The organism is Pseudomonas sp. NY15437 (assembly GCF_048068435.1).
GTDB classification, from domain to species: Bacteria; Pseudomonadota; Gammaproteobacteria; order Pseudomonadales; family Pseudomonadaceae; genus Pseudomonas; species Pseudomonas nitroreducens_B.
The window spans coordinates 496,454-523,054 of the sequence record NZ_JBLUQC010000003.1; the positions used below are offsets into that span (position 1 = coordinate 496,454).

Here is a 26,601-nt window from a genome sequence, read left to right on the forward strand (position 1 = left end):
TGGGAACGGGGCGGAACGGTAACGCACGGGGCGATTCGTGCGCGTTGGCGGTGCGCTTCGGTAACGTTGTGGTGCGGGGGCTCCGGTCGATTTGCCGGGTGGATCGACGCAGGGGCAGGTCCGCGAGCAAGCTCGCTCCTACGAAAAGCGCTCCGATGCTTATCCTGTAGGAGCGAGCTTGCTCGCGAACGCTTTGGTGCGATGCGGATCTATCGCGGACGGAGTCCGCTCCTACGCATGTCGGGAAGCGCGGGTTGAAACAAGCAGAAACGGCCTGCACGTAATGCGGACCGTTGATAGTTGACTGCAAAGGTTGGTGATGCGCGGCGCTTTCGATAGAATGCGCAAACGTTTCAGCAGACCATGCATCCCTCCCACAACAAAAGCCAAAGCCGAAGGCTTTGCGTGTCTCTCTGCGCAGGACGTCCCTCATTCCATCAAGCAGGCCTCAGAGCCGGCGGAGGAGGGAACTGAGTCCCGACTCATCCTCGTCATCTGTCGCCTTGCCTTTCGCGCCCTGCGCGCCGGGCGCGGCCTTCACGCTGAATGACGCCGGTGGGGAAGGCCAAGCCCTAACGACGAGAAACCTTTCGATGATCAAGAAAGTTAGCGGGGCGCTGCTGGGCCTCGCTCTGGCAGTGAATTGCGCGCCCGCGTTCGCGGAACCCAAGAAAGTCGACGTGCTGCTGATCGGCGGCGGCATCATGAGCACCACCCTGGGCGTCTGGCTCAACGAGCTGGAGCCGGGCTGGAGCATGGAGATGGTCGAGCGCCTGGACGGCGTCGCCCTGGAAAGCTCCAACGGCTGGAACAACGCCGGTACCGGCCACTCCGCCCTGGCCGAACTGAACTACACCCCCGAGGACAAGGACGGCAACGTCACTATCGCCAAGGCGGTGGAGATCAACGAGTCGTTCCAGATCTCCCGTCAGTTCTGGGCCTGGCAGGTGCAGAACGGCGTGCTGAAGAACCCGCGCTCGTTCATCAACTCCACCCCGCACATGAGCTTCGTCTGGGGCGACGACAACATCGCCTTCCTCAAGAAGCGCTACGAAGCGTTGCAGGCCAGCCCGCTGTTCCGCGGCATGCAGTACTCCGAGGACCCGGCGCAGATCGCCAAGTGGGTGCCGCTGATGATGCAGGGCCGCGACCCGTCGCAGAAGATCGCCGCCACCTGGACGCCGATCGGCACTGACGTGAACTTCGGCGAGATCACCCGCCAGTTCGCCGGCTACCTGCAGAGCAAGCCGAACTTCAGCCTGAAGCTCTCCAGTGAAGTCGAGGACATCACCCGCAACGCCGATGGCACCTGGCGCGTCGAGTACAAGAACCTGAAGGACGGCAGCGTCACCGAGACCGACGCCAAGTTCGTCTTCATCGGTGCGGGCGGCGGCGCCCTGCGCCTGCTGCAGAAATCCGGCATCGAGGAAGCCAAGGATTACGCCGGCTTCCCGGTAGGCGGCTCGTTCCTGGTCACCGAGAACCCGACCATCGCCCAGCAGCACCTGGCCAAGGCCTATGGCAAGGCGTCGGTCGGCGCGCCGCCGATGTCCGTGCCGCACCTGGACACCCGCGTGCTCGACGGCAAGCGCGTGATCCTCTTCGGGCCGTTCGCCACCTTCTCCACCAAGTTCCTCAAGGAAGGCTCGTACCTGGACCTGCTGGGCAGTACCAACGTCCACAACGTCTGGCCGATGACCCGCGTGGGCATCGACGAGTACCCGCTGGTGGAGTACCTCGCCGGCCAGCTGATGCTCTCCGACGAGGACCGCCTCGCCGCCCTGCGCGAATACTTCCCCGACGCCAAGGCCGAGGACTGGCGCCTGTGGCAGGCTGGCCAGCGCGTGCAGATCATCAAGCGGGATGCGGAGAAGGGGGGCGTGCTGAAGCTTGGCACCGAGATCGTCGCTTCCGCCGACGGCAGCATCGCCGGCCTGCTGGGCGCATCCCCGGGTGCCTCCACCGCCGCGCCGATCATGCTCAACGTGCTGGAAAAGGTGTTCAAGGACAAGCTCGCCACCCCCGAGTGGCAGGCCAAGGTCCACCAGATCGTCCCGAGCTACGGCACCAAGCTCAACGACAGCCCGGAGAAGACCTTCGCCGAGTGGAGCTACACCGCCAAGGTGCTGCAACTGGACCCGCCGCCGGCCATCGACCAGGCGCCGGCCGCGCAGCCGACCGATGCCGCCCCGGCGCCGGCGAAAGCCGCCAGCGACCTGGCGCTCTGACCGGTCCGCCGTGCCACGCGAAGGCCCGCCCATTGGCGGGCCTTCTGCTTTGTGTGCCCGGTACGACGGGGTTGTCCGAGGCGGTTCGGAACGGAACGGCGTTCGGGCGATCCAAGCAGAGACTGGGCGCGATTCCGTGAAGGGCGCGCCTGCCGGCGCGGATCGCGGGCATGGCCCGCTCCTACAGGAGGAGTTCGGAGCCAGACCGTAAGATGGCTGCAGAAGCGGACCCCGGCCGCGATGGCATCCGGCGCGCTTGGGATCTGCCGACTGAGGAACACCCGGCATACGCCTCCTTCTCCCGACAGGGAAGGGCCGGGGACCTGGGGAGGGCAAGGGCGTGGCACCTGTAGGGGCGAGCCTGCCGGCCATGGTGTTCCGGGCGGGGCTTGCGGGCGGGCTCGCTCCTACGGCGGCCGGCGTGGCCGCGAATACGCAAGGGCGAAATGCGCGTAGGAGCGGACTCCGTCCGCGATCGATTCAACGCCACTCCGTTCCAGCAGGGAGCGGGGCAAAACCATCGCGGACGCAGTCCGCTCCTATGTCGCACGGGATGCGGCGCATGACGCAAGCAGCCATGCGCCCCTGTGCTCTACCGCCGCGAGGCCTTCCAGCGGCGGATCAGCAGTTTCTCCAGTTCGACCGCGAAGAACACCGCGATGCCAATGCCCAGCGAGATCAGCCAGCCGCTGAAGGGCAGGGCGACGGTGTGGAAGGCGGTCTGCATGAACGGCACGTAGATCACGAAGCACTGCAACAGGATCAGCGCCAGGGTCACGGTGAGCAGTGCGCCGTTGCGCAGCAGCGCGAGGTTGAGCGAGAACTCCTCCTGCAGCCGGCAGTTGAACAGGTAGGCCCACTGCGCGGTGACCAGGGTGTGCAGGATCATGGTGCGGATGTGGTCGGTGTCCTGGCCGTTGCTGACCATCCAGGCTTCCAGCAGGAAGGCCGCGGCGGTGAGCAGGCCGCCCACGTACAGCACCCGCCAGACCGCGAAGCCATTGAGGATCGACTCCTTCGCGTTGCGCGGCGGCCGGCGCATCATGCCCGGCTCCCCAGGCTCGAAGGCCAGGGCGAAGGACAGGGTGGTGGAGGTCGCCATGTTCATCCAGAGGATCTGCAGCGGCGCCAGGGGGATCACCGCGCCGGCGAGGATCGCCATGACGATCAGCAGGCCCTGGGCCATGTTGGTCGGCAGGATGAACAGCACGGTCTTCTTCAGGTTGTCGTAGACCCGGCGCCCCTCGCGCACGGCGCCGGCGATGGTGGAGAAGTTGTCGTCGGTGAGCACCATGTCGGCGGCTTCCTTGGTCACCTCGGTACCCTTGATGCCCATGGCGATGCCGACGTCGGCCTGCTTCAGCGCCGGGGCGTCGTTGACCCCGTCGCCGGTCATGCCGACCACTTCCTCGTTGGCCTGCAGCGCGCGCACCAGGCGCAGCTTGTGCTCGGGGCTGGTGCGGGCGAACACCGAGTACTGCATGGCGAGGGATCTCAGCTGCGCGTCATCGGCCTGCTCCAGTTCCTGGCCGGTCATGGCGCGCAGGTCGTTGCCCATGCCGAGCATGTCGGCGATGGCCACGGCGGTGTCCGGGTGGTCGCCGGTGATCATCTTCACCTGGATGCCGGCGCGCTTGCACAACGCGATGGCTTCGATGGCTTCCGGGCGCGGCGGGTCGAGCAGGCCGGCGACGCCGAGGAAGATCATGCCGTCCTGCACGTCCTCGTGGTCGATCACGCCGTCATCGGGCTGCACCGGCTTGTAGGCGGCGGCCAGCATGCGCAGGCCCTGCCCGGCGATGAAGCTCATCTCGCGCTCCCAGTACTCCCGGTCCAGCGGCTCCACGCCATGGGCGCCAAGCTGCTGCTGGCACATGCGCAGCAGCACGTCCGGCGCGCCCTTGAGATAGATCAGGCTCTGCCCGGCCACATCGCAGCGCCGCGCCATGTACTTGTAGGCGGAGTCGAAGGGAATCTTGCCGAACTTCTGGAACTCGACCTCCGGCAGGCTGGCCTTGCGTGCCAGGACCTTGAGCGCGCCCTCGGTGGGCCCGCCGACCACGCTCCAGCGGCCTTCGTCGTTCAGTTGCAGGCTGCTGTCGTTGCAGATGTCCACGGCGCGGATGAAGGCGTCCAGCGCCCCATGCTGCGACCAGTCCAGCTCATCGCTGGTGCTGCCGAAGGTGATGCGGCCCTTGGGCTCGTAGCTCTGGCCCTCGACCGCGTAGAGACCGTTGGCGAGCAGCACGTTTTTGACGGTCATCTCGTTCATGGTCAGGGTGCCGGTCTTGTCCGAGCAGATCACGCTCATGGCGCCCAGGGTTTCCACGGTTGGCAGCTTGCGGATGATCGCCTTGTTCTGCGCCATGCGCTGCACGCCCAGCGACAGGATGATCGAGACGATGGCCGGCAGGCCCTCGGGCACGGCGGCCACGGCCAGGCTGATCAGCGACAGCAGCAGCTCGCCGAAGGGATAGTCGTGCCAGAAGAAGCCGATAATGAAGAGCACCAGCATCATGCCGATGATCAGTTGGAAGATGCGCTTGCCCAGCTCGGCGATCTGCCGCAGCAACGGGGTCTCGCTTTCGTCGACGTTGGCGATCAGCTTGTTGATGCGCCCGAGCTCCGTGGCCGGGCCGGTCGCGATCACCACGCCGCGTGCATTGCCGGCGCTGACGTGGGTGCCGGAGAAGCCGAGGTTGGTGCGGTCGGCCAGCAGCGCATCCTTGTCCAGCGCGTCGGCGTGCTTGCCCACGGTGAGGGATTCACCGGTGAGCATGGATTCCTCGACCTGCAGGTGGTGCACGTCGAACAGGCGCACGTCGGCGGGAATCTTGTCGCCGGGGCGCAGGATGACGACGTCGCCGGGCACCAGCTGGGCGGCGTCGATCTCGAGCTTCTTGCCGTTGCGCACCACGTGGGCCGTGCTGCTGAGCATGCCGCGCAGGGCGGCCAGGGATTTCTCCGCCTTGTTCTCCTGGAAGAACCCGATGCCCGCGTTGATCACGGCCACCAGCAGGATGACGAGGGTGTCGGTCCAGTGGCCCATCAGCGCCGTGGCCACGGCGGCTGCCAGGAGGATGTAGATCAGCACGTCGTTGAAGTGCTTGGCGAAGCGCAGCCACAGCGGGTCGACCGCCTTGGCCGGCAGCGCGTTGGGGCCGACGCGCAGCAGTCGTGCCTCGGCGTCGTCAGGGGAAAGGCCTTCGGCGCTGGTCTGCAGAGCGGCCAGGGTCTGGTCGACGCTCTTGCGGTACCAGTCGGGGCTGGTGGGTTCGGTGCCTTGCGGTTTGCCGTCGGTGGGTTGCAGCACAGTCATGCGTGGACTCCCGGCTCCTGCCTGTTAGGAAAGTAGGACTGCGCCCAGACTAGACGGCAGGGATTACATCGGACCTGTCATATCTCAAAGTTCTTCGATTCTTGACTGAACACTTCCTGAACGGCGTAGGAATTGCTCGAAACCTGTAGAAGCGGGCCACGCCCGCGACCGCGGACAACGTCCGCGCTTGCCACCGAACGCCGCCAGCCTGAACGTAGGAGCGGACTCCGTCCGCGATGCTCCGGAACACGGGCTGTCGCAGGCATGGCCAGCTCCTACAGGTGGTGCCTGGGAGGGGTCAATCGCGGATGGAGTCCGCTCCTACGAAAGACCCGCCGCGCTGTTCGCGCGGCTGGCCTGGCGCCACCGATTCGGCGTGCAGCCCACCAGTTTGCGAAAGCTCCGGCAGAAGTGCGACTGGTCGGCGAAGCCGCACGCCTGGCTCACCTGGGCAATCGGCTTCGCGGTAGTGGCAAGCAGTTCGCGGGCATGGTCGATGCGCAGGCGCAGTGCCCATTCCCGCGGCGCAAGCCCGGTGGCCTGCTTGAACGCGCGGGAAAAATGGCTGCGCGACATGCCGCACTGCGCAGCCACGTCGGCGATGTACAGGCGGCTGAGCAGGCAGCCGGCGAGTATCGCCTTGGCCTTGCGCTCCTGCCAGGGCGCGAGGGCGAGGCGCCCGCCGGCATTCGGCTCGTCGTCGCCCGCCTCGGGCATCCGGTAATGCTCCAGCAGGTGCTGGCACAGGCGCTGGCTGGCCTGCTGGAGGTCTTCTCCCTGGTTTTCCAGCTCCTCCATGAGCTGCAGTACCATGCGATGGGTCTGGGGGGCGAGCATGGTCGCTACCTGGTGGGCAGGTGCGGGCATGGCGTCTCTCTTCTCGTCATCTCGGCGGCGAAAGACCACCGCGGAATTGTAAAAATCCAAGGTAAATCAAGGTGATCCGTTGCTCAATGGGAGTAGGCCAAACGGCAGGCAAATGAGCACACACGTCCAAGAAAAACGCCGCGCGTGATGATGGACTGGCGTGGCCCTCGTCTTGTGCAAAGATGCCCACCCCACAGCCCCGAGCGACCAGCCATGAATCGAAACGACCTGCGCCGCCTGGACATGAACCTGCTGGTGATCTTCGAATCCCTGATGCTGGAGCGGAACCTCACCCGCGTCGGCGAGAAGCTGTTCATCACCCAGTCCACCGTCAGCGCCGCCCTCGCGCGCCTGCGCGACCTGTTCGACGATCCGCTGCTGGTGCGCGCCGGCCGCGCCATGGAGCCCACCAGCCGGGCGCTGCACATCTTCGAGGAGCTGCGCCCGGCGATGGACGTGATCTCCGCCGCCGTCAGCCGGGCCAAGACCTTCGAGCCCGAGTCCAGCTGCAACATCTTCCGCCTGGGGCTTTCCGACGACGCCGAGTTCGGCCTGTTCCCCGCGCTGCTGGCGCGCCTGCAGCAGGAAGCGCCGAACATCACCGTGGTGGTGCGCCGCGCCAACTTCCTGTTGATGCCGGCGCTGCTGTCCTCCGGCGAAATCACCGCGGGCGTCAGCTACACCACGGATCTTCCGGCCAACGCCAAGCGCCGCAAGCTGCGCGATATCGGTGTGAAGGTACTGCGCGGCGATGATCGCCCCGGCCCGCTGACGCTCGATGAATACTGCTCGCGGCCGCATGTGATGGTGTCGTTCTCCGGCGATCTCAATGGCGCCATCGACCTGGACCTGGAGCGCATCGAACGGCGCCGCCGCGTGGTTCTCGCCGTGCCGCAGTTCGGCAGCCTGCGCGCGCTGCTGCGCCACACCGAGATGATCGCCACGGTGCCTGACTACGCCGCCTGTGCCCTGGTGGAAGACAGCTGCCTGCGCGCCGAGGACCCGCCGCTGGAGATCAAGCCGGCGGAGCTTTCCCTGGTCTGGAGCGCCGCCCACGACAACGACCCGGCCGAGCGCTGGCTGCGCGAGCGGATGGTCGAATACATGAGTGCGCCGGTGCCCTGAGCGGTTCAGTTGCGGCGGATAACGCTGGCGCGTTATGCGCCCTACGAACTGAACGGGGCATTGGGCACGAGCGGATGTTTCCCTGGAAACCGTCAAGAGCCAAAGCGGCACGCGCGCTCTTGTAGGAGCGGAGCTTCTCCGCGATTCGCCGCCAGGCGATGGTTGACGGAAAATCCCGAAACTCCGATATCCGCCGCGACGTACTTCGCGGACAAGGTCCGCTCCTACGCAAGCCCCGGCATTGACGCCAACCTGTAGGAGCGGGCCATGCCCGCGAACCGCCGGCAGGGCCGGCGTTTTGGTGGATTCGCGAGCAAGCTCGCTCCTACGAAGAGCACCCTCGGCTTGCCCGCGACCGCCGGACAACGTCCGCGTTCACCGGGAGGCATCGATGCCGGCAGTTCGCGAGCAAGCTCGCTCCTACAGCCGCTCACGCCAGGACGCCGCCGTACGCCCCGAGCACGTGCGGCACAGACGTCCAATAATCGCCCGGCCAACACAGGGCGGCATGGCGCCACCATTTTCCCCAGGAGGCGCCGACCATGCCGGCATCCCGTAGCAACCACTGCTTTGCGCTCCTGGCCAGCGCACTGCTGGTCTCCACCTTCGCCTGCGCCGAGCCGCCGGCACCGCTGAAAACCCAGGCGCCGGGCTATTTCCGCCTGGCGGTGGGCGAGTACGAAGTCACCGCGCTCTACGACGGCTACAACGACCTGTCGCCGGGGCTGCTGCAGGGCCTGAGCCGCGAACGCATCCGTGCGCTGCTGGCCCGCGACGCCATGAACGGCGAGCGCGTGCAGACCAACTTCAACGCCTTCCTGGTCAATACCGGCAGGCACCTGGTGCTGGTGGACAGCGGCGCCGGCCAGTGCATCGGCGGCACCGCGGGGCACCTGCTGGAGAACATGAAGGCGGCCGGCTACGCGCCCGAACAGGTGGACAGCATCCTGCTCACCCATATGCACCTGGACCACGTCTGCGGCCTGGTGGACGGGCAGGGCAAGGCGCTGTTCGCCAACGCCACCGTCTATGCGGCGCAGGCCGAGGCGGACTACTGGCTGGACCAGCAGCGCCGCGACCAGGCGCCGGAAAAGGCCCGCGAGTTCTTCGACGTGGCCCAGCATTCCCTGGCGCCGTACCGCGCCGCCCATCGCCTGCAGACCTTCCTGCCGCCGGCTTCGCCGCTCCCGGAACTGAAGACCGAGGCCACCAGCGGCCACACGCCGGGCAGCACCAGCTATCGCTTCGAATCCGACGGTGCGGCCATCGTGTTCATCGGCGACCTGATCCACAACGTCGCCGTGCAGTTCGCCCACCCGGAAGTGGCGATCCGCTTCGACACCGACCCGAAGGAGGCGGTGAAGGCTCGCGACGCCGAGTTCAGTGCGCTGGCGAAAAACGTCGCCTGGGTCGCCGCCGCGCACCTGCCGTTCCCGGGCATCGGGCATGTCACTCGCGACGGCAAGGCGTTCAACTGGGCGCCCACGGTGTACGGGCCCTACCAGCGTGCGGACAAGGTGCCGTTCATCCAGTGACGCCAGGCGCGGGCACGACCCTGTAGGAGCGAGCTTGCTCGCGAACGAATTCCCCGCCGCTCTGGTGCGGGGCGGTTCGCGAGCAAGCTCGCTCCTACGAAGTGCACCCGCGGCTCGCTCCTGCAACGCCCTCATGCACTCGCGGTTGCTACGTCGAACGCCTGCACGATGGCGTCGATCACCGCGCGCACCCGGGCCGTGTGGCGTACGTCCTTGTGCGTTACCAGCCACACGTCGTAGGGCAGCGGCGGGCGATCCGGCCATAAACGCAGCAGCCCGTCCGCCTCGCCCAGCGGCAGCGGCAGTTCGCCCACGCCCAGGCCTGCGGCGAGCGCGCGGCGGACCATGAAACCGGAGGTACAGGTCATGGCGATGCGCCCGCGGATGATCGGTTCGCCGGCGAGAAACACGTCCTTGCCCGCGTCGAGATAGGGCTGGTAGACCACCAGGTCGTGCCCGGCAAAGGCGCTTCCGGCCTCGGGAATGCCGCGCGCCTCGACGTATCGCGCGGAGGCGAACAGCCCGGTACCCCAGCGCGCCAGCCGCCGGACGATCAGGTCGGGGTTTTCCGGTTGGTGGGTGCGCACGGCGATGTCGGCCTCGCGCTTGGCCAGGTTGAGCATCTGCGTGGACGTCTGCAGTTGCACCTCGATGCCCGGTTGCTCGCGGTGCAGCGTGGCGACGGCGGAGATGACGAAGTCGGCGGCGAAGGAGTCGGTGGTGGTGACCCGCACCACGCCGCTCATGCGGTCGTCCATGCCGAGGATCTGCCGCTGCAGTTCGGCGGCGGAGGATTCCATGGCCTGCGCGGCGGCCATGGCGATCTCGCCGGCGGCGGTCAGGCTGTAGCCGGCCGAGGTGCGCAGGAACAGCGTCGCCTCCAGCGAGCGCTCCAGCGACGCCAGGCGCCGGCCCACCGTGGCCTGGTCCACCGCCAGCACGCGGGCGGCGCCGCGCAGCGTCTGTTCGCGGCACAGGGCGAGAAATACGCGGGCATCGTCCCAGTTCATCATGGCGAAATCCTCGTGATGCATAAACGCAATGGTGACATGAAAACTCGCTGCATTACTGCATCGATGCGCCACTTTATGATTTCCCCATCACCACGCAACGGCGCCGCCCTGACGGCGCGATAGGGGTTGTCATGAACACCGATGCTTCCCGCCTCGCCAGCCGAGGCTCCCTCTGGTTGCCGATCTGGGCGGGCCTGTGCGCCAGCCTGGTCGGCATCGGCCTGGCGCGCTTCGCCTACACGCCACTGATCCCGGCGCTGATCGAGGCGCACTGGTTCTCCGCCTCCGCGGTGGTCTACCTCGGCGCGGCCAACCTCGCCGGCTATCTGGTCGGTGCGCTGGCCGGGCGCCCGCTGGCGGCGCGCTGGTCGAGCGCCACGGTGCTGCGCGGCATGATGCTGCTGGTCACGCTGTCGTTCTTCGCCTGTGCCTGGCCGCTGAACCAGGCGTGGTTCTTCTTCTGGCGCCTGGTGTCGGGCGTGTCCGGCGGGGTGATCATGGTGCTGGCCGCCAGCACCATCCTGCCCCACGTGGCGGCCAATCGGCGCGGGCTGGCCAGTGGCGCGATCTTCCTCGGCATCGGCCTGGGCATCGCCGCTTCCGGCACGCTGGTACCGTTGCTGCTGGCCTTCGGCCTGCTGCAGACCTGGCTCGGCCTGGGTGCACTGGCGCTGCTGCTGAGCCTGAGCAGCTGGTCCGGCTGGCCGCAGGAGCACGCCCATGCCCAGACGCACCCCATCGAAGCGCCGCGCGCCTCGGCTGGCGTCTACGTGCTGTTCGCCCAGTACGCGCTGATGGCCGCCGCGCTGGTGGCGCCGATGATGTTCCTGGTGGACTACGTCGCCCGGGGCCTCGGCGCCGGCACCCACGGCGGCGCGCTGGTGTGGACGCTGTACGGCGTCGGCGCCATCGTCGGCCCGGTAGTGTATGGCTTCCTCGCCGATCACCTGGGCGCGCGGGCGGCGATTCGGCTGGTGCTGGTGGCGCAACTGATCGCCCTCGGCCTGCTGCTGGAAACCACCGACCTGCGCCTGCTGGGCGTGGCGAGCGTGGTGATCGGCTCGTTCCCGCCGGGCATCGTGCCGCTGGCCCTGGCGCGGGTTCACCAACTGGTGCCCGGCCATGCCGCGCAGAACGCAACCTGGAGCCGCGCGACGGTGTCCTTCGCCAGCTTCCAGGCCATCGCCGGCTACGCCTATTCGGCGCTCTTCAGTGCCAGCCACGGGCATTACGCGCTGCTCTTCGCCGTGGCGGCCGGCGCCATCGTGCTGGCGGTGCTGATGGAGCTGGCGCTGCTGTCCAGGGCGGCGCCGCGGGCCGGTGAGCCGGCGCGGGGCTGACGCGTCGACCTTCCTGTAGGAGCGAGCTTGCTCGCGAACGCCTTCACCGGGATTGGCCGGCGTGAAGCGGGGTCGCGAGCAAGCGCGCTCCTACAGGCCCTGCCAGGTTGGCGTTGGCGCGGTTCAGAACACACCCTTGAGCGGGTATTCGATGATCACGTAGAGGCGATCGATGTCCGCTCCGCCCTGGGCGTCGTTGGCGCGGTGCGAGACCTGGGCGACGCTCAGCGCCAGGTCCTTGGCCGGGCCGGACTGCACCACGTAGCGTACGTCCAGGTCGCGCTCCCAGTGACGCCCACCGTCGCCATAGGCGGGTTGGCAGGCGCCGCCCTGCATCGGGTTGTAGGCGCCGCCGCAGGGGGCGTGGGTGCCGTCGATACCACTGCCGCGCACGTAGCGCGTAGAGAGGGTCAGGCCGGCGAGGCCGGCGCTGGCGCCGTCCCACTGGTAGCGCGCCTGCCAGGAATGTTCGCCGGGGCCGTTGAAGTCGGCGTACTTGATCGAGTTGGCGAGGTAGATGGAGTCGCCGCCGACGAAGTCGAAGGGCGTGTCGCCGTCGATCTTCTGGTAGGAAAGGCTCAGTGCGTGGCTGCCTAGGGCGACCTTGCCCAGCAGGCTCCAGGCCAGGGTGTCGATGTGGCCGGCGCGGGCGCTGCCGGTGTCGCCGGTCTTGTACAGGTTGGCGTCCACTGACCAGCGACCGAAGTGGCCGTTGAGGTTGGCGTAGGCCTGGTGCCAGACGTCGTCCAGTTGGCTGGCGTAGAGTGCGCCGCCCCAGCTGGCGTCGGGCGCGCTCCAGGTGGCGCCAGCCAGGCTCAGGCCGCCGAAGCGGGTGCTGGCGCCGTAGCCTTCGAACTCGCCGTGGCTGGAGCTGGTGTCCTGGTTCTTGAAGGCGGTGAAGCGCCCGGCCTGCAGGCGCAGGCCCGGCAGGCTGCGGTCGTCGAGGAACCAGCCGGTGGCGTACTCCGGTTGCAGGCGCTTGTCCCCGGTGTCGAACATCGGGGTTTCCACTTCCATTTCGCCCCAGGCAAGGGAGGTCTTCCCGTGCACCAGACGCAGCGCGGCGCCGGCATCGGAGTACTCGCTCTCGCTGCGGCCGTCGCTGTCCAGCGGCAGCAGGCCGGTGCCGGCGTGGCCGCGCCCGCCGTCGAGCTTCACGCCGAGAAAGGCGTGGGCATCGACGCCCAGGCCGATGGTGCCGGGCGTAACGTCGCTGCTGAAGCGGCCGATGAAGCCCTGCGCCCATTCGCGGCGCAGGCTCTGGCCGTTGGGGCCGGGGCTGCGGTAGTCGTTGTCGAGGAAGTAGTTGCGCGACAGCAGCGACCAATCGGCTGCCGGGGCCTGGCCGCAGGCGAGCGCCAGGGCGCAGGGGAGCAGGGCATTTCTCAGGGGGAGGGCCACGGTCAGGTCTCCGTGCGCATGGCGGCGAGGCGGGGCAGGGCGAGGCGATAGCGGCCGGGGCCGGCCATCGCCAGGCCGGTGAAGAGGATCAGCATCCACCAGGCGAACTGGCCTTCTTCCAGCGACCACTGCGGGTGCACGAACAGCAGCGCCACCAGCAGCACGGCGATCACCGGCAGGCAGGCGAGACGGGCGAAGACGCCGAGGATCAGCAGGAGCGGACAGAGCACTTCGGCGAACACCGCCAGCGCCAGGGTCGGCACGGCGCCGAGGCCGAACGGGTCTTCGATGTGCTGCAACTCGGTGTGCCAGTGCAGCAGCTTGGGCAGCCCGTGCACCTGGAACAGCAACAGGGCGGCGGTAACGCGCATGAACAGCAGCGCCAGGGCGCCGCAGCGGTCTTGGGTCGGCATGGTGTTTTTCCCGGAAATGAAAAAGGGGCGGCAATGCCGCCCCTTTCTACTGCTCTGGCTCAGTGGCCTTCGCTGGCGTTGAACATGGTCTTGGCGTAGATCAGGCCCAGGCCGTAGGCGCCGCCGTGCTCGATGGAGGTCTTCACGGTCGCATCGTAGGTTTCGCCGCGGGCCCAGTCGCGTTGCAGCTCCAGCAGGTACTGCAGGGAGGTCATCGGGCGGGCGCCCAGCTGGATCATTCGTTGCAGGGCCATCTCGTGGGCTTCGGTGGACACGTCGCCACAGGCGTCGGCGATCACGTAGACCTCGAAGCCCTGGTCGATGGCCGACAGGGCCGGGCCGACGATGCACACGGAGGTCCACAGGCCGGCCAGGACGATCTTCTGCTTGCCGAACTTGTTCACTTCGACGGCGATGCGCGGGTCTTCCCAGGTGTTCATGCTGGTGCGGTCGATGACGTTGTGCTCGGGGAAGACCGACTTGATCTCGTCGAAGATCGGGCCGGAGAAGCTCTTCTCGGCGACGGTGGTGAGGATGGTGGAAACGCCGAATTCCTTGGCCGCCTTGGACACCAGCGCGGCGTTGTTGCGCAGGGTCACCGCGTCGATGGACTTGGTCGCGAAGGACATCTGCGACTGGTGGTCGATCATGATCAGGGTGTGGTCGGTGGGGCTGAGCAGGGTCTTGCCGGGAACGGCTTTGGCGATGGCGGTCATGGTCGGGTTTCCTGAAGTCTGAGGTGGGCGAAACGTGGTATCGGCTGGATCGTTCTGCGAGTCCGCGGCGCTTGGCGGCGAACCGTGGACACATCTTTGCCGAACGCGGCGAGGCGCGGAACAGACAGCCTTGCAGGGTGGTTTTGCAGTTCTGCAAGGGCCATCCGGGCGCTTCGATGGGCAAACTATGGTTTCGCCGGCGCGGCATTTATTGGACCTGTGTGCTCGGCCCGCGCGGCTCAGAATGATGCAAACGTGCGATTCGCCAGCGCGGCGAGTCGGTACAGTGACGAATTCCCATACCGGGGCACGCGAGATCGCCAAGCCCCGTTTGCGTGCGAGTAGACGAATGAAAACAGTGGCCATGGTGCTGTACGACGATGTGCTGGCGCTGGACGTGACCGGGCCGATGGAGGTGTTCTCCATGGCCAACCGCTACCTGCCGCCGGAGCGGCATTACCGCTTGCTGACGGTGGCCGCGACGCCCGAGGGCGTGCGGGCCTCCAGCGGCCTGAAGATGAGCGCCGACCTTGCGCTGGGGGAGCTGCCCGCCGGTGTCGACCTGCTGCTGGTGCCTGGCGGCCCCGGCGCCTACAACGGCAACAATGCGGCACTCAACGCCTGGCTGCCGGCAGCCGCGCGCGCGGCCAAGCGCTATGGTGCGGTGTGCACGGGCGCCTTCCTGCTCGGCGCCGCCGGGCTGCTCGACGGCTACCGCTGCACCACGCACTGGAATTACCTTGAACGCCTGGCGCAGCTCTACCCGCGCACCCAGGTGCAGGCCGAGCGCATCTACGTCATCGACCGCAACCTGATCACCTCCGGCGGCGTCACCGCCGGCATCGACATGGCGCTGGCGGTGGTCGCCGAGGACCACGGCAAGGACGTCGCCCTGGAAGTCGCCAAGGTGCTGCTGGTGGTGCTCAAGCGCCAGGGCGGGCAAACGCCGTTCGGCCCGCTGCTGGTGTCGGTGGTGCGCGACGGCTCGGTGATCGCCCGCGCCCAGGCCTACGTGGTGGACCACATCGACGAGCCGCTGACGGTGAATCGCCTGGCCGAAGTGGTCGCCATGAGCCCGCGCAACTTCGCCCGCGCTTTCCAGCGTGAAACCAGCATGACGCCCATGCAGTACGTGCAGAGCGCCCGCATCGACCATGCGCGCAAGCTGCTGGAGAGCAGCGACCTGCCGCTCAAGCAGGTGGCCAGCCGCAGCGGCTTCGGCAGCCCCCGGCACATGCGCACGGTGTTTGGCGAGCGGATCGGCATGACGCCGAGCCAGTACCGCGAGCAATTCGGCTATGCGTGATGGCCGTGGGCCGCAATTCGCGCCGTTTGACCGTCCGGCGCACCCAAGTTGGCCGAATCCTTCCCCCTGTAGGAATTGCGCTGTCACGCGGGGACGGGAAAATACACGGACCAATCATCAGGGGCGCGTCACCTCGGTTCTGACCAGATCGCCTGGAGGCCCCGTTGTAGAGCGATCCGTCAGTTCCACGACGTGAGCAGGACATGAGCGCAAGCACGGAAAACCGCACCGAGACCATCCTGCAGTTCGGTCGCTTCCAGTTTCACCCCTACAAGCGCCAGTTGCTCCAGGGGGATCGCCCGGTGCGCATCGGCAGCCGGGCGCTGGACATTCTCCAGGTGCTGATCCGCCAACCCGGCGAGATCATCGGCAAGGACACGATCATCGGCGAAGTCTGGGGCGACACCGTGGTCGAGGAGATCAACCTGCGCGTGCACATCGCCGCGCTGCGCCGCGCCCTCGGCGAAGGCCGCACCGGCGAGCGCTACATCGCCAACGTGCCGTTGCGCGGCTACGGCTTCGTCGGCGTGGTGGAAACCGTGGTCGCGCCGGTGCAGGCCGTCGCGCTGCCCTGTGACGTGCGCAGCAGCAACCTGCCGGTGCTGCTGATGGGCCTGGTCGGCCGCCAGGCGCTGCTGGAACGGGTGGTGAAGCAGATGCCCGCCACGCGCCTGATGACCCTGGTCGGCCCCGGCGGCATGGGCAAGACCTCCCTGGCGATCCACGCCGCCGAACAACTGGGCCGGCAGTTCAGCCGGGTGCACTTCCTCGACCTGTCGGCCGACCCGGACGGCATTTCCCTCAGCCAGAGCCTGGCCATCCTGCTGCGCGAGCCGGCCTTCGACCCGACCCTGTTGCTGCTGGACAACTGCGAACACCTCGCCGAACGCTGCGCCGAGGCGGTGGAGCACCTGCTGCGCCTGCACCCGGGGTTGAGCATCCTGGCCACCAGCCGCGAGCCGCTGCGCGCCGAGGGCGAGCACGTGCTGCGCCTGCCGCCGCTGGAAGTCCCCGCGCAGGACGATGCGCCCTTGGCGCTGGCCATGTGCAGTTCGGCGGTGCAGCTCTTCGTCATGCGGGCGCGGGAAGTCTGCGACCGCTTCGAGCTCAAGCCCGGCCAGGTGCGCGCCATCATCGACATCTGCCGGCGCCTGGACGGCCTTCCCCTGGCCATCGAGATCGCCGCGCGGCAGGTGGGCATCCTCGGCCTCGCCGGCCTGCCGGCGCTGCTCGATACCCCCCTGCAACTGCTGATGCCCGGCCGCCGCACCGCCCCGGCGCGGCAGCAGAGCCTGCGCGCGACCTACGACTGGAGCTATCGCCTGCTCGACAACGCCGAGCAGCGCTGCCTCGGGCTGCTGGCGCAAATGGCCGACGGCTTCACCCTGGACGTGGCGGTCGCCTCGCTGGACGACCAGCGCTGGTGCCGCGACAGCGTGTTCGCCGCCGTGCGGCAACTGGCGGACAAATCGCTGTTGTGGGTGGAGCAGGGCGAGTGCGAGGTGCGCTACCGCGTGCCACACACGGCGCGCGCCTACATGCGCCAGGTGTCCCCGCCGGACCTCGCCATCAGCGCCGCGTGAGTGTTCCGTTGCCTGGCGGGAGCGGGCTGCGTCCGCGACAGGTCCGCCTCGCGCCGGACACCATCGCGGACGGAGTCCGCTCCTACATCGCCGCACCTCCCTTGTAGGAGCGGGCCATGCCCGCGATCCACCGTGCAGCCACCGGCGGAGCGCGGCATTCGGCAAACGCGGATAGACGCGCGGCAGGCGGCGCTCTTCGTAGGAGCGAGCTTGCTTGCGAACCGCCCAGCGCAAGTATTCCCCCGGTAGGAGCGCGCGATGCGCGCGATCGCGGGCATGGCCCGCTCCTACAGAAAGCCGCGGCGCTATCCAGGCCACCGCGGATAACCCGTTGCGGGTTATGCGCCCTACCTGGTTGACCCGGTGTAGGAGCGGACTTCGTCCGCGATAGGTTTGCATTGCGCCTGACGCCATCGCGGACGGAGTCCGCTCCTACGCACCTGCAGCGGCGTAGGGCGCATAACGCGCCAGCGTTATCCGCCGTTCTGCCACCCGCGCATCCACCTATCCAGCACATGCGTCCAATAGACCGGCCGATCCCGTCGCCATAGTGAGCGGACTTCCATCACGCGTCCGGGACCCCCATGAGCGCCGAAACCATCGATCTGAACAGCGTGGTGACGCTGGTGGTCCACCACAAGGTGCGTTGCGAAGCGCTGCCCAGCTATGAAACCTGGCTGCGCCGCACCGTCGCTGCCGCGCGCCGGCAGCCGGGGCACCTGGGCGTGAACGTGATCCGCCCCGACGGCGAGGGCGCGATGTACACCACCGTGGTGCGCTTCGCCGCCGCGGCGCAATTGCAGGCCTGGATCGATTCCCCCGAGCGCGCCCAGCTGATCGACGAAGTCTCGCCGCTGCTGGAAGAGGGCGACCACCCGCTGATCCACAACGACGCCGAGTTCTGGTTCACCCCCGAGCACGGCAACGTGCGCCAGCCGCCGAAATGGAAGCAGGCGCTGCTCACCTACCTGGTGATCAGCCCGCTGACCATGGTCATCCCGCCGCTCTGGGGACCGGCGTTCGAGCGCTTCCCGGTGCTGGCTGGGGTGGTGCCGAGCAACCTGTTGGTGACCCTGTGCATCGTCCTCCCGGTGGTCTACCTGATCATGCCCTGGGTGACCCGTCGTTGCGCCGGCTGGCTCAACGCCGATTGATTTCCCCTCCCGCGGCGCCCCGGTTGGCGTCCGTTCCCACATCGTCCTGCATGGCAGGCAGAGGAGTTTCCATGAGCACTTTCGTAACCCGTGACGGCACCGAGATCTACTACAAGGACTGGGGCAGCGGCAAACCCGTGCTGTTCAGCCACGGCTGGCCGCTGGACGGCGACATGTGGGAATACCAGATGCAGTACCTGAGCAGCCGCGGCTACCGCACCATCGCCTTCGATCGTCGCGGTTTCGGCCGTTCCAGCCAGCCGTGGAACGGCTACGACTACGACACCTTCGCCGATGACATCGCCGGCCTGATCGAGCACCTGGACCTGCGTGACGTCACCCTGGTCGGCTTCTCCATGGGCGGCGGCGACGTCAGCCGTTACATCGGCCGCCACGGCACCTCCCGCGTCGCCGGTCTGGTGCTGCTGGGCGCCGTCACGCCGATCTTCGGCAAGGCCGCCGACTTCCCGCAGGGCGTCGACGGCTCGGTGTTCGACGGCATCAAGGCCGGCCTGCTGCAGGACCGCGCGCAGTTCATCGCCGACTTCGCCGCACCGTTCTATGGCATCAACCACGGCCAGAAAGTCTCCGACGGCGTGCTCACCCAGACCCTCAACATCGCCCTGCTGGCCTCGCTCAAGGGCACCGTGGATTGCGTCGGCGCCTTCTCGGAAACCGACTTCCGCGCGGACCTGGACAAGGTCGACGTGCCGACCCTGGTGATCCATGGCGACGACGACCAGATCGTGCCGTTCGAAACCACCGGCAAGCTGGCCGCCGAGCAGATCAAGGGCGCCGAGCTGAAGGTCTACGCCGGCGCGCCCCACGGCTTCGCCGTCACCCACGCGCAGCAACTCAACGAAGACCTGCTGGCCTTCCTGCAACGCTGAGGGTCGCGAACATGAGCAATGCAGAGCGCAACGCAGACCTGATCCTGTTCAACGGCAAGCTGCACACCGTCGACCCGGAGCGTCCGCACGCCACCGCGGTGGCCATCGCCGACGGCAAGTTCCTGGTCGTCGGCACCGACGCCCAGGCCATGGCCTACCGCGACGCGTCCACCCAACTGGTCGACCTCAATCGCCGTACCGTCATTCCCGGCCTCAACGACTCCCACCTGCACCTGATCCGTGGCGGCCTGAACTACAACCTCGAACTGCGCTGGGAAGGCGTGCCGTCGCTCTCCGACGCGCTGGAGATGCTGCGCCTGCAGGCCCAGCGCACACCGTCGCCGCAGTGGGTGCGGGTGGTCGGCGGCTGGAACGAATTCCAGTTCGCCGAACGCCGCCTGCCGACCATCGAAGAGCTGAACAAGGCCGCGCCGGATACCCCGGTGTTCGTCCTCCACCTCTACGACCGCGCGCTGCTCAACCGCGCCGCGCTGCGCGTCGTCGGCTACACGAAGGACACGCCGAACCCGCCCGGCGGCGAGATCGTTCGTGACAGCAACGGCGAACCCACCGGCATGCTGATCGCTCGCCCCAACGCGATGATCCTCTACGCAACCTTGGCCAAGGGACCGAAGCTGCCGCTGGAATACCAGGTCAACTCGACCCGTCAGTTCATGCGCGAACTGAACCGCCTGGGCCTGACCAGCGTGATCGACGCCGGCGGCGGCTTCCAGAACTACCCGGACGACTACCAGGTGATCCAGCAACTGGCCGACGCCGACCAGCTCACCGTGCGCATCGCCTACAACCTGTTCACCCAGAAGCCCAAGGAAGAGCTGGCCGACTTCAGGAACTGGACCTCCAGCGTGACCTACGGCCAGGGCACCGACTTCCTGCGGCACAACGGCGCCGGCGAGATGCTGGTGTTCTCGGCGGCAGACTTCGAGGACTTCCTCGAACCGCGCCCGGACCTGCCCGGCACCATGGAGGCCGAGCTGGAGCCGGTGGTGCGCCACCTGGTGGAGCAGCGCTGGCCGTTCCGCCTGCACGCGACCTATGACGAGTCGATCTCGCGCATGCTGGATGTGTTCGAGAAGGTCAACCGGGATATCCCGTTCAACGGCCTGCCGTGGTTCTTCGACCACGCCGAGACCATCACGCCGAAGAACATCGAGCGCGTTCGCGCCCTGGGCGGCGGCATCGCCATCCAGGACCGCATGGCTTTCCAGGGCGAATACTTCGTCGACCGTTACGGCAAGCAGGCTGCCGAGGCGACCCCGCCGATCAAGCGCATGCTGGCCGAAGGCGTGCCGGTGGGCGCCGGCACCGACGCCACCCGCGTGTCCAGCTACAACCCCTGGACGTCGCTGTACTGGATGGTCAGCGGCAAGACCGTCGGCGGCCTGAGCCTGTACCCCGAGGGCCTGTCCCGCGAGGTGGCGATCCAGCTGTTCACCCACGGCAGCGCGTGGTTCTCCAGCGAGCAGGGCAAGAAGGGCATGCTCAAGGCTGGCCAGCTGGCGGACCTGGCGGTGCTCTCGGAGGACTTCTTCAGCGTCGAGGAAGAGGCCATCAAGACCATCGAATCGGTGCTCACCGTGGTGGGCGGCAAGATCGTCCACGGCGAGCGCGAGTTCGACAAGCTGGCCCCGCCGAGCATCCCGGTGGTGCCGGAGTGGTCGCCGGTGGCCAAGGTCCCCGGCCATTGGCGGCCACAGGCGCCGCTGCAGCAGGCCGTGCACCAGTGCGTCGGCTCCTGCGGCGTGCATGGCCACAGCCACGAGCGGGCGCGCCAGTCGAGCGTGCCGGTGAGTGATTTCCAGGGCTTCTGGGGCGCGTTCGGCTGTTCCTGCTTCGCGTTCTGATGGCGTAACGGTCCGGCCCGCGAGGGCCGGATGATGATCGCGGACGCAGTCCGCTCCTACGTTCAGGGACGCGCCGGTGCACATTTCCGCGCGTAGGAGCGGACTGCGTCCGCGATCGATTTCAAGCCGGCAGCGGACGACCCCGTTCGTGAGCCAGCTCGCATCTGGGCTATCCCGCCCAACCCCGCGACCCAGCCGTCTTCCCTTCGATAGTTTTTATCGTTACAGCCAATCAATAACTGCAATAGCAGCCCGTCCCGTTTGATCTATCTTCTGATGGGTTGTGCGAATTCGAGGCGCCGTACAGGCGCCCCCCAAGGAGCCTGCAATGAGCGAAGAAAAGAAAGGTAGCTGCCCCTTCCACCACACCGCCGGTGGCGGCACCTCGAACCGTGACTGGTGGCCGAACCAGCTGCGGCTGGACCTGCTGCACCAGCACTCCTCCAAATCCAATCCGATGGGCGAGGACTTCAACTACGCCGAGGCCTTCAAGACCCTCGACCTGGAAGCGGTCAAGGCCGATCTGCGCGCCGTGATGACCGATTCCCAGGACTGGTGGCCGGCAGACTTCGGCCACTACGGCCCGCTGTTCATCCGCATGGCCTGGCACTCCGCCGGTACCTACCGCGTCGGCGATGGCCGTGGCGGCGCCGGCCGTGGCCAGCAGCGTTTCGCACCGCTCAACAGCTGGCCGGACAACGTCAGCCTGGACAAGGCACGCCGGCTCATCTGGCCGATCAAGCAGAAGTACGGCGCCAAGCTGTCCTGGGCCGACCTGATCGTCCTCACCGGCAACGTCGCCCTGGAATCCATGGGCTTCAAGACCTTCGGCTTCGCCGGTGGCCGCGAGGACGTCTGGGAACCGGACCAGGACGTCTACTGGGGCGAAGAGACCACCTGGCTGGGGGGCGACAAGCGCTACTCCGGCGAGCGCGACCTGGAGAACCCCCTGGCCGCCGTGCAGATGGGCCTGATCTACGTGAACCCGGAAGGCCCCAACGGCAACCCCGACCCGCTGGCCGCCGCCCGTGACATCCGCGAGACCTTCGCGCGCATGGCCATGGACGACGAGGAAACCGTCGCTCTGATCGCCGGCGGCCACACCTTCGGCAAGACCCACGGCGCCGGCCCGGCCGACCACGTCGGCGCCGACCCGGAAGCCGCCGGGCTGGAAAACCAGGGCCTGGGCTGGGTCAGCAGCTTTGGCACGGGGGCCGGTGGCGACGCCATCACCAGCGGTCTGGAGGTCACCTGGACGTCCACGCCGACGCGCTGGAGCAACAACTTCTTCTGGAACCTGTTCGGCTACGAATGGGAACTGACCAAGAGCCCGGCCGGCGCCCACCAGTGGCAGCCCAAGAACGGCGCGGGCGCCGGCAGCATTCCCGATGCCCATGACAAATCCAAGCGCCGCGCGCCGTCGATGCTCACCACCGACATCGCGCTGCGCGTCGACCCGGCGTACGAAAAGATTGCCCGGCGCTTCTACGAAGACCCGGATGCCTTCGCCGATGCCTTCGCCCGCGCCTGGTTCAAGCTGACCCACCGCGACATGGGCCCGCTGGCCCGCTACCTGGGCCCGGAAGTGCCGAAAGAGGAGCTGATCTGGCAGGACCCGATTCCCGCCGTCGACCACCCGCTGGTGGACGAGCAGGACGTCGCCGCGCTCAAGGCCAAGGTGCTGGCATCGGGGCTGTCGGTGGCCGAGCTGGTGTCCACCGCCTGGGCCTCGGCCTCGACCTTCCGCGGCTCGGACAAGCGCGGCGGCGCCAACGGCGCGCGCATTCGCCTGGCGCCGCAGAAGGACTGGCCGGTGAACCAGCCCGAACAGCTGGCCAAGGTGCTCGGCGTGCTGGGGGAAATCCAGGCTGAGTTCAATGCCTCCGCCGGTGGCGGCAAGAAGATCTCCCTGGCCGACCTGATCGTCCTGGCCGGTGCCGCCGGTGTGGAAGAAGCCACGCGCAAGGGCGGTCATCGGGTCAGCGTGCCGTTCGCGCCGGGCCGCATGGACGCCAGCCAGGAGCAGACCGACGTGCACTCGGTGGGCATGCTGGAGCCGGTGGCCGACGGCTTCCGCAACTTCTTGAAGGCGAAGTTCACCGTGCCGGCCGAGGCGCTGCTGATCGACAAGGCGCAGCTGCTGACCCTCACCGCGCCGGAACTCACCGTGCTGATCGGCGGCCTGCGCGTGCTGGGCGCCAACGCCGGCGGCTCGCAGAACGGCGTGTTCACCACGCGCCCCGGCACCCTGAGCAACGACTTCTTCGTCAACCTGCTGGACATGGGCACCGTCTGGAAGCCGACCTCGCCGGACAACGACCAGTTCGAAGGTCGCGACCGCAAGACCGGCGAAGCGAAGTGGACGGCGAGCCGCATCGACCTGCTGCTGGGCTCCAACTCGCAGCTGCGGGCGTTGTCGGAGGTCTATGGCTGTTCGGACGGCGAACGCAAGTTCGTCCATGACTTCGTCAAGGCCTGGACCAAGGTGATGAACCTCGACCGCTTCGACCTGGCGCACTGACCGGCAGCCCTGTGGGAGCGAGCTTGCTCGCGAACCGGGGCAGAAGAGCCGGGTTCGCCAGCAAGTTCCTGCGACGAAAAGCCTGGGCCCGCTGAGAGTGATCTCAGCGGGCTTTTTCATGCCCGGTCATACCGACGGAATTGCGCGGGGCGGGGAGGGTCCTATGCTTGCAGGTTTTCTCGGGCCTGGTTGCACGAACGTCATGCTCCCGCGCCAGACTGGCCCGCTTGGCCGTCACCGATCGAAGGGGGTTCACCCATGCACCGTCGCATCATCGCTGTACTGGGCACCATCGCACTGGCCGCGGCCAGTTTCATCGCCAGCGCCGAGGAGCCGCCCGGCCGCGCCCTGATCGAGGCGGCCGGCGTGCCCTGGCCAGCCGTGATCGCCCACCGCGGCGCGTCCCACGACGCACCGGAGGAGACTGCCCCGGCGTATCTCGCGGCCCGCGACCTGGGCGCCGATTACCTGGAAGCGGACCTGCAGCGCACCAAGGACGGCGTGCTGGTGGCGCTGCACGACGACACCCTGGAACGCACCACCAACGTCGCCAAGGTCTTCCCCGGCCGCGAGAAGAACCCGGTCAGCACGTTCACCCTGGCCGAACTCAAGCGCCTGGACGCCGGCAGCTGGTTCAATGCGACCTACCCCGAACGGGCCCGCTCCACCTACGTCGGGGTGCGCATCCTCACACTCGACGAGCTGATCGACATCGCCGAAGGCGGTGGCGAAACCCCCGGCCTGTACCTGGAAACCAAGGCGCCCGGCCAGTTTCCCGGCATCGAGGAGGACCTGCGCAAGACCCTGGAAAACCGCGGCTGGCTGAATGCCGACGGCGAGCCCCAGGGCAAGATCGTCCTGCAGACGTTCGAGAAGAGCAGCCTCGAGCTGCTGCACAAGAGCATGCCGCAGGTGCCGAAAGTCCTGCTGCTATGGGTGGGCGACGGCTACATGGCGGCGAAGCAGCCGGCCACCTTTGCCCAGTCCGGCGAGAAGATCAAAGCGGATTTCTATGCCCGGCAGGAGGTGAAGTCCAGGGAAGAATTCTTCGCCTGGCTGGACTGGGCCAAGGCCCATGGCGCGCTGGGCACAGGCCCCTCGGCGACCCTGACCGCCCGCGGCGACCAGAGCTACATGGACCTAGTGCAGCCCTGGATGAACCAGGCCGCACACGAGCGCGGGCTGTTCGTGCATGCCTACACGGTGGACGAGGCCGTGGACTTCGACACGCTGACCAAGGCCGGGGTGGATGGCTTCTTCACCAACCGCACGGACCAGTTGCTGATGTTCCTGGGCCGGCAGCCGAGCCAGTCCGTCAGCGATGTCCTGAAGGCGGTGGGTTACTGAGTTGACGTTCACCTGCGCCGTCTACACTCGCAGTGGCGCTTCGCGCCGCGTCGTAGGCAACCAGGAGAGCCCCATGAATGCCCGCACACTGATCCCCGCCGTGCTCGCCGCCACATTGCTGCCGTGGTCGCTGGCCCAGGCGGCGTCCCTCGGCGATGTCGCCGGCCAGCTCGGCGGCCTCGGCAACCTGTCGTCGGTGTCCTCCAGCAGCAGTAGCAACGTCGCCGGGTTGCTGGAATACTGCGCGAAGAACAACTACCTCAATGCCAACGCCGCGACCCAGGTGAAGGACAAGCTGCTGGGCAAGCTGCCGGGTAACACCACCACCAGCGACAGCGGCTACAAGGATGGCGCCAAGGGCATCCTCACCGGGACCGACGGCAAGAGCGTCGACCTGACCGGCAGCGGCATCAAGGAAAAGGTCACCAAGCAGGTATGCGACAAGGTCCTCAGCCAGGGCAAGTCGTTGCTCTGAGGGATTTTGCCGTCTGGCACCTGGCTTCCTGGTTGCGGGCCCTATCCCGCATGCGCGAATGCCGCACGGTGTAGGAGCGGGCCGTGCCCGCGATCCGCCGGCAGGGCCGGCGACTTGTCATCAGGTGGCGGAAAAGCCGCTGTGGTAAGCGACCTCGCCGGCGGCCTGCGAGCCGTCCAGCGACAGCGCCATGAAGTACTCCGGCGGCACGCCCGCGTAGCGGATCGCCGGGTCCTGACGAAAACCGAAGCGTGGGTAGTACGCCGAGTCACCCAGTACCACGCAGCCTTTCGCCCCGAGGCCCTGAAGGTGCGCCAGCCCCGCGCGGATCAGCGCCGCGCCAATGCCCTGGCCATGCAGGTCGGGCCGCACGGAAACCGGGCCCAGGCCGTACCAGCCGATATCCACTCCATCCAGGGTGACGGGCGAGAACGCCACATGACCGACCACCTCGCCCTCCACCCTGGCGACCAGGGAAACACTCAGCGCCCCGGCCGCGCGCAAGGCGTCGACGATGGCGCCCTCGGTACCGCTGCTGTGCTCGGCCTGAGCGAAGGCGGCTTCGGTTACACGGCGGATTGCGCCGGAGTCTTCGTCGCGCTCGGGGCGGATGGTGTAGGGCATGGGGTGCGTCTCGGTGATGGGGGCGGCGGATACTCTAGCGCGTTGCGAGCGGGGAGGGATTGTCCACGGGCAAGCCAGCGCGGACAGAGTTCGCTCCTGCAGGTTGGCTTCGGTGCGCCTGGGGTGTAGGAGTATCGGTCGTTCCCCAGGTTAATTCGCGCATTGGGTTTCCCCTCACCCCAACCCTCTCCCAGAGGAAGAGGGGGCCGATCGCGCCGGCTGACGCCCTGGTTATCCTGCACCCAACGCCTCCCTCTACCTGGAAAGACGCCCCTGTAGGAGCGGGCCACGCCCGCGAAATCCCTCGCGGCGGAATGCGGTGCTGTCGGTGTACGCCTGAACATGTCGCTCGTGCTGGCGGTGGGTTCGCGAGCAAGCTCGCTCCTACAGGTCGGCCTCGGCGTAGGCGCGGACTGCGTCCGCGGTCGCGTGCATGGCACGCTCCTACAGGTGGGGTGCCGCTTTTGTAGGAGCTGGCCATGCCCGCGATCCGCCGGCAGGGCCAGCGGTCAGCCTTGGCGTCATGCCTGTGAGCGTCTGCCAGCCTGATGGATGTCGCGAATGAATCCGCGCCTGCGAGAGCCTGCGCCGTGCCCGTGCCCGTGCTCCGCTGGCAAGGTCGGCACAAGGGCCGGTTCGCGAGCAGGCTCGCTCCTACAGGTTGGCTTGGCGTAGGCGCGGACTGTGTCCGCCATCGCGTGCCTGGCACGCTCCTACAAGTGGGCGCGGCTCGTGTAGGAGCGGGCCACGCCCGCGAAATCCCTCGCGGCGGAATGCGGTGCTGTCGGCGTGCGTCTGAACATGGCGCTCGTGCTGGTGGCGGGTTCGCGAGCAAGCTCGCTCCTACAGGTTGGCCTTGGGGTAGGCGCGGACTTTGTC

19 protein-coding genes are annotated in these 26,601 nt (G+C 67.6%); 12 read left to right on the forward strand and 7 right to left on the reverse strand.

Going from position 1 to position 26,601, the window contains the following annotated elements:
- Window positions 1–593 precede the first annotated feature (593 nt).
- Window positions 594–2,228 (forward strand): malate dehydrogenase (quinone), encoded by a 1,635-nt coding sequence (mqo, locus tag ACNFIA_RS09750; protein WP_416784423.1) that lies wholly within the window; start codon window positions 594–596, stop codon window positions 2,226–2,228.
- Between the two features lie 592 nt (window positions 2,229–2,820).
- Here the strand turns inward: mqo and ACNFIA_RS09755 are convergent.
- Together ACNFIA_RS09755 and ACNFIA_RS09760 are read right to left on the reverse strand one after the other, a co-directional pair.
- Entirely contained in the window at window positions 2,821–5,547 is a 2,727-nt protein-coding gene (locus tag ACNFIA_RS09755; RefSeq protein ID WP_416784425.1) for a cation-transporting P-type ATPase, read from the reverse strand.
- A gap of 321 nt (window positions 5,548–5,868) precedes the next feature.
- Window positions 5,869–6,414: a helix-turn-helix transcriptional regulator gene (locus ACNFIA_RS09760; RefSeq protein ID WP_416784427.1), complete on the reverse strand. Its 546-nt coding sequence runs from the start codon at window positions 6,412–6,414 to the stop codon at window positions 5,869–5,871.
- 213 nt (window positions 6,415–6,627) lie between these two features.
- Between ACNFIA_RS09760 and ACNFIA_RS09765 the strand changes: the two genes are divergently transcribed.
- On the forward strand, window positions 6,628–7,539 hold the full coding sequence (locus tag ACNFIA_RS09765; protein WP_416784429.1) for a LysR substrate-binding domain-containing protein: 912 nt from the start codon (window positions 6,628–6,630) through the stop codon (window positions 7,537–7,539).
- A 542-nt stretch (window positions 7,540–8,081) separates the two neighbouring features.
- The gene (locus tag ACNFIA_RS09770) at window positions 8,082–9,074 is read left to right on the forward strand and encodes an MBL fold metallo-hydrolase (protein ID WP_416784431.1); all 993 of its coding nucleotides are present in this window, start codon (window positions 8,082–8,084) and stop codon (window positions 9,072–9,074) included.
- Between the two features lie 131 nt (window positions 9,075–9,205).
- Here the strand turns inward: ACNFIA_RS09770 and ACNFIA_RS09775 are convergent, their stop codons facing one another.
- Window positions 9,206–10,084 (reverse strand): LysR family transcriptional regulator, encoded by an 879-nt coding sequence (locus tag ACNFIA_RS09775; protein ID WP_416784622.1) that lies wholly within the window; start codon window positions 10,082–10,084, stop codon window positions 9,206–9,208.
- Between the two features lie 134 nt (window positions 10,085–10,218).
- Between ACNFIA_RS09775 and ACNFIA_RS09780 the strand changes: the two genes are divergently transcribed.
- Entirely contained in the window at window positions 10,219–11,427 is a 1,209-nt protein-coding gene (locus ACNFIA_RS09780; protein ID WP_416784433.1) for a YbfB/YjiJ family MFS transporter, read from the forward strand.
- A gap of 123 nt (window positions 11,428–11,550) precedes the next feature.
- On the opposite strand, the gene ACNFIA_RS09785 is transcribed toward ACNFIA_RS09780, so the two are convergent.
- Genes ACNFIA_RS09785 through ACNFIA_RS09795 form a run of 3 tightly spaced genes read right to left on the reverse strand, consistent with a single transcriptional unit; the run spans window position 11,551 to window position 13,957 of the window.
- On the reverse strand, window positions 11,551–12,834 hold the full coding sequence (locus tag ACNFIA_RS09785; protein ID WP_416784625.1) for an OprD family porin: 1,284 nt from the start codon (window positions 12,832–12,834) through the stop codon (window positions 11,551–11,553).
- A complete protein-coding gene (locus ACNFIA_RS09790) occupies window positions 12,831–13,241 on the reverse strand; it encodes a DoxX family protein (protein WP_416784435.1) in 411 nt (136 codons plus the stop codon). The genes ACNFIA_RS09785 and ACNFIA_RS09790 overlap by 4 nt, the downstream gene beginning before the upstream one ends.
- 59 nt (window positions 13,242–13,300) lie before the next feature.
- The gene (locus ACNFIA_RS09795; RefSeq protein ID WP_416784437.1) at window positions 13,301–13,957 is read right to left on the reverse strand and encodes a hydrolase; all 657 of its coding nucleotides are present in this window, start codon (window positions 13,955–13,957) and stop codon (window positions 13,301–13,303) included.
- A 349-nt stretch (window positions 13,958–14,306) separates the two neighbouring features.
- Here ACNFIA_RS09795 and ACNFIA_RS09800 point away from each other — a divergent pair, with 349 nt between their 5' ends.
- From ACNFIA_RS09800 to ACNFIA_RS09835, 8 genes are all read left to right on the forward strand, one after another.
- Window positions 14,307–15,263, forward strand: coding sequence for a GlxA family transcriptional regulator (locus tag ACNFIA_RS09800; RefSeq protein WP_416784439.1), 957 nt, complete (start codon window positions 14,307–14,309; stop codon window positions 15,261–15,263).
- A 203-nt stretch (window positions 15,264–15,466) separates the two neighbouring features.
- The gene (locus tag ACNFIA_RS09805) at window positions 15,467–16,846 is read left to right on the forward strand and encodes an ATP-binding protein (RefSeq protein ID WP_416784441.1); all 1,380 of its coding nucleotides are present in this window, start codon (window positions 15,467–15,469) and stop codon (window positions 16,844–16,846) included.
- Window positions 16,847–17,430: 584 nt separating this feature from the next.
- The gene (locus ACNFIA_RS09810) at window positions 17,431–18,000 is read left to right on the forward strand and encodes an antibiotic biosynthesis monooxygenase (protein WP_416784443.1); all 570 of its coding nucleotides are present in this window, start codon (window positions 17,431–17,433) and stop codon (window positions 17,998–18,000) included.
- A 71-nt stretch (window positions 18,001–18,071) separates the two neighbouring features.
- On the forward strand, window positions 18,072–18,890 hold the full coding sequence (locus ACNFIA_RS09815) for an alpha/beta fold hydrolase (RefSeq protein WP_416784444.1): 819 nt from the start codon (window positions 18,072–18,074) through the stop codon (window positions 18,888–18,890).
- 11 nt (window positions 18,891–18,901) lie between these two features.
- Complete coding sequence (locus tag ACNFIA_RS09820) at window positions 18,902–20,755, forward strand: amidohydrolase (protein ID WP_416784446.1); 1,854 nt, start codon at window positions 18,902–18,904, stop codon at window positions 20,753–20,755.
- A 328-nt stretch (window positions 20,756–21,083) separates the two neighbouring features.
- Window positions 21,084–23,276, forward strand: a complete 2,193-nt coding sequence (katG, locus tag ACNFIA_RS09825) for a catalase/peroxidase HPI (RefSeq protein ID WP_416784448.1) — start codon at window positions 21,084–21,086, stop codon at window positions 23,274–23,276.
- 258 nt (window positions 23,277–23,534) lie between these two features.
- Window positions 23,535–24,623, forward strand: a complete 1,089-nt coding sequence (locus ACNFIA_RS09830; RefSeq protein ID WP_416784450.1) for a glycerophosphodiester phosphodiesterase — start codon at window positions 23,535–23,537, stop codon at window positions 24,621–24,623.
- A gap of 73 nt (window positions 24,624–24,696) precedes the next feature.
- On the forward strand, window positions 24,697–25,098 hold the full coding sequence (locus ACNFIA_RS09835) for a DUF2501 domain-containing protein (protein WP_259755279.1): 402 nt from the start codon (window positions 24,697–24,699) through the stop codon (window positions 25,096–25,098).
- Between the two features lie 120 nt (window positions 25,099–25,218).
- Here the strand turns inward: ACNFIA_RS09835 and ACNFIA_RS09840 are convergent, their stop codons facing one another.
- Complete coding sequence (locus tag ACNFIA_RS09840) at window positions 25,219–25,722, reverse strand: GNAT family N-acetyltransferase (RefSeq protein WP_416784452.1); 504 nt, start codon at window positions 25,720–25,722, stop codon at window positions 25,219–25,221.
- Window positions 25,723–26,601: the final 879 nt, after the last annotated feature.

What these genes read in the sequence shown, in the direction of transcription:
- ACNFIA_RS09810 (WP_416784443.1), top strand. Translation starts at nt 17,431, where the DNA reads ATGAGCGCCGAAACCATCGATCTGAACAGCGTGGTGACGCTGGTGGTC.
- ACNFIA_RS09755 (WP_416784425.1), bottom strand. Translation starts at nt 5,547, where the DNA reads ATGACTGTGCTGCAACCCACCGACGGCAAACCGCAAGGCACCGAACCC.
- katG (WP_416784448.1), top strand. Translation starts at nt 21,084, where the DNA reads ATGAGCGAAGAAAAGAAAGGTAGCTGCCCCTTCCACCACACCGCCGGT.
- ACNFIA_RS09840 (WP_416784452.1), bottom strand. Translation starts at nt 25,722, where the DNA reads ATGCCCTACACCATCCGCCCCGAGCGCGACGAAGACTCCGGCGCAATC.
- ACNFIA_RS09830 (WP_416784450.1), top strand. Translation starts at nt 23,535, where the DNA reads ATGCACCGTCGCATCATCGCTGTACTGGGCACCATCGCACTGGCCGCG.
- ACNFIA_RS09765 (WP_416784429.1), top strand. Translation starts at nt 6,628, where the DNA reads ATGAATCGAAACGACCTGCGCCGCCTGGACATGAACCTGCTGGTGATC.
- ACNFIA_RS09820 (WP_416784446.1), top strand. Translation starts at nt 18,902, where the DNA reads ATGAGCAATGCAGAGCGCAACGCAGACCTGATCCTGTTCAACGGCAAG.
- ACNFIA_RS09770 (WP_416784431.1), top strand. Translation starts at nt 8,082, where the DNA reads ATGCCGGCATCCCGTAGCAACCACTGCTTTGCGCTCCTGGCCAGCGCA.
- mqo (WP_416784423.1), top strand. Translation starts at nt 594, where the DNA reads ATGATCAAGAAAGTTAGCGGGGCGCTGCTGGGCCTCGCTCTGGCAGTG.
- ACNFIA_RS09775 (WP_416784622.1), bottom strand. Translation starts at nt 10,084, where the DNA reads ATGAACTGGGACGATGCCCGCGTATTTCTCGCCCTGTGCCGCGAACAG.
- ACNFIA_RS09815 (WP_416784444.1), top strand. Translation starts at nt 18,072, where the DNA reads ATGAGCACTTTCGTAACCCGTGACGGCACCGAGATCTACTACAAGGAC.
- ACNFIA_RS09760 (WP_416784427.1), bottom strand. Translation starts at nt 6,414, where the DNA reads ATGCCCGCACCTGCCCACCAGGTAGCGACCATGCTCGCCCCCCAGACC.
- ACNFIA_RS09795 (WP_416784437.1), bottom strand. Translation starts at nt 13,957, where the DNA reads ATGACCGCCATCGCCAAAGCCGTTCCCGGCAAGACCCTGCTCAGCCCC.
- ACNFIA_RS09780 (WP_416784433.1), top strand. Translation starts at nt 10,219, where the DNA reads ATGAACACCGATGCTTCCCGCCTCGCCAGCCGAGGCTCCCTCTGGTTG.
- ACNFIA_RS09790 (WP_416784435.1), bottom strand. Translation starts at nt 13,241, where the DNA reads ATGCCGACCCAAGACCGCTGCGGCGCCCTGGCGCTGCTGTTCATGCGC.
- ACNFIA_RS09805 (WP_416784441.1), top strand. Translation starts at nt 15,467, where the DNA reads ATGAGCGCAAGCACGGAAAACCGCACCGAGACCATCCTGCAGTTCGGT.
- ACNFIA_RS09835 (WP_259755279.1), top strand. Translation starts at nt 24,697, where the DNA reads ATGAATGCCCGCACACTGATCCCCGCCGTGCTCGCCGCCACATTGCTG.
- ACNFIA_RS09800 (WP_416784439.1), top strand. Translation starts at nt 14,307, where the DNA reads ATGAAAACAGTGGCCATGGTGCTGTACGACGATGTGCTGGCGCTGGAC.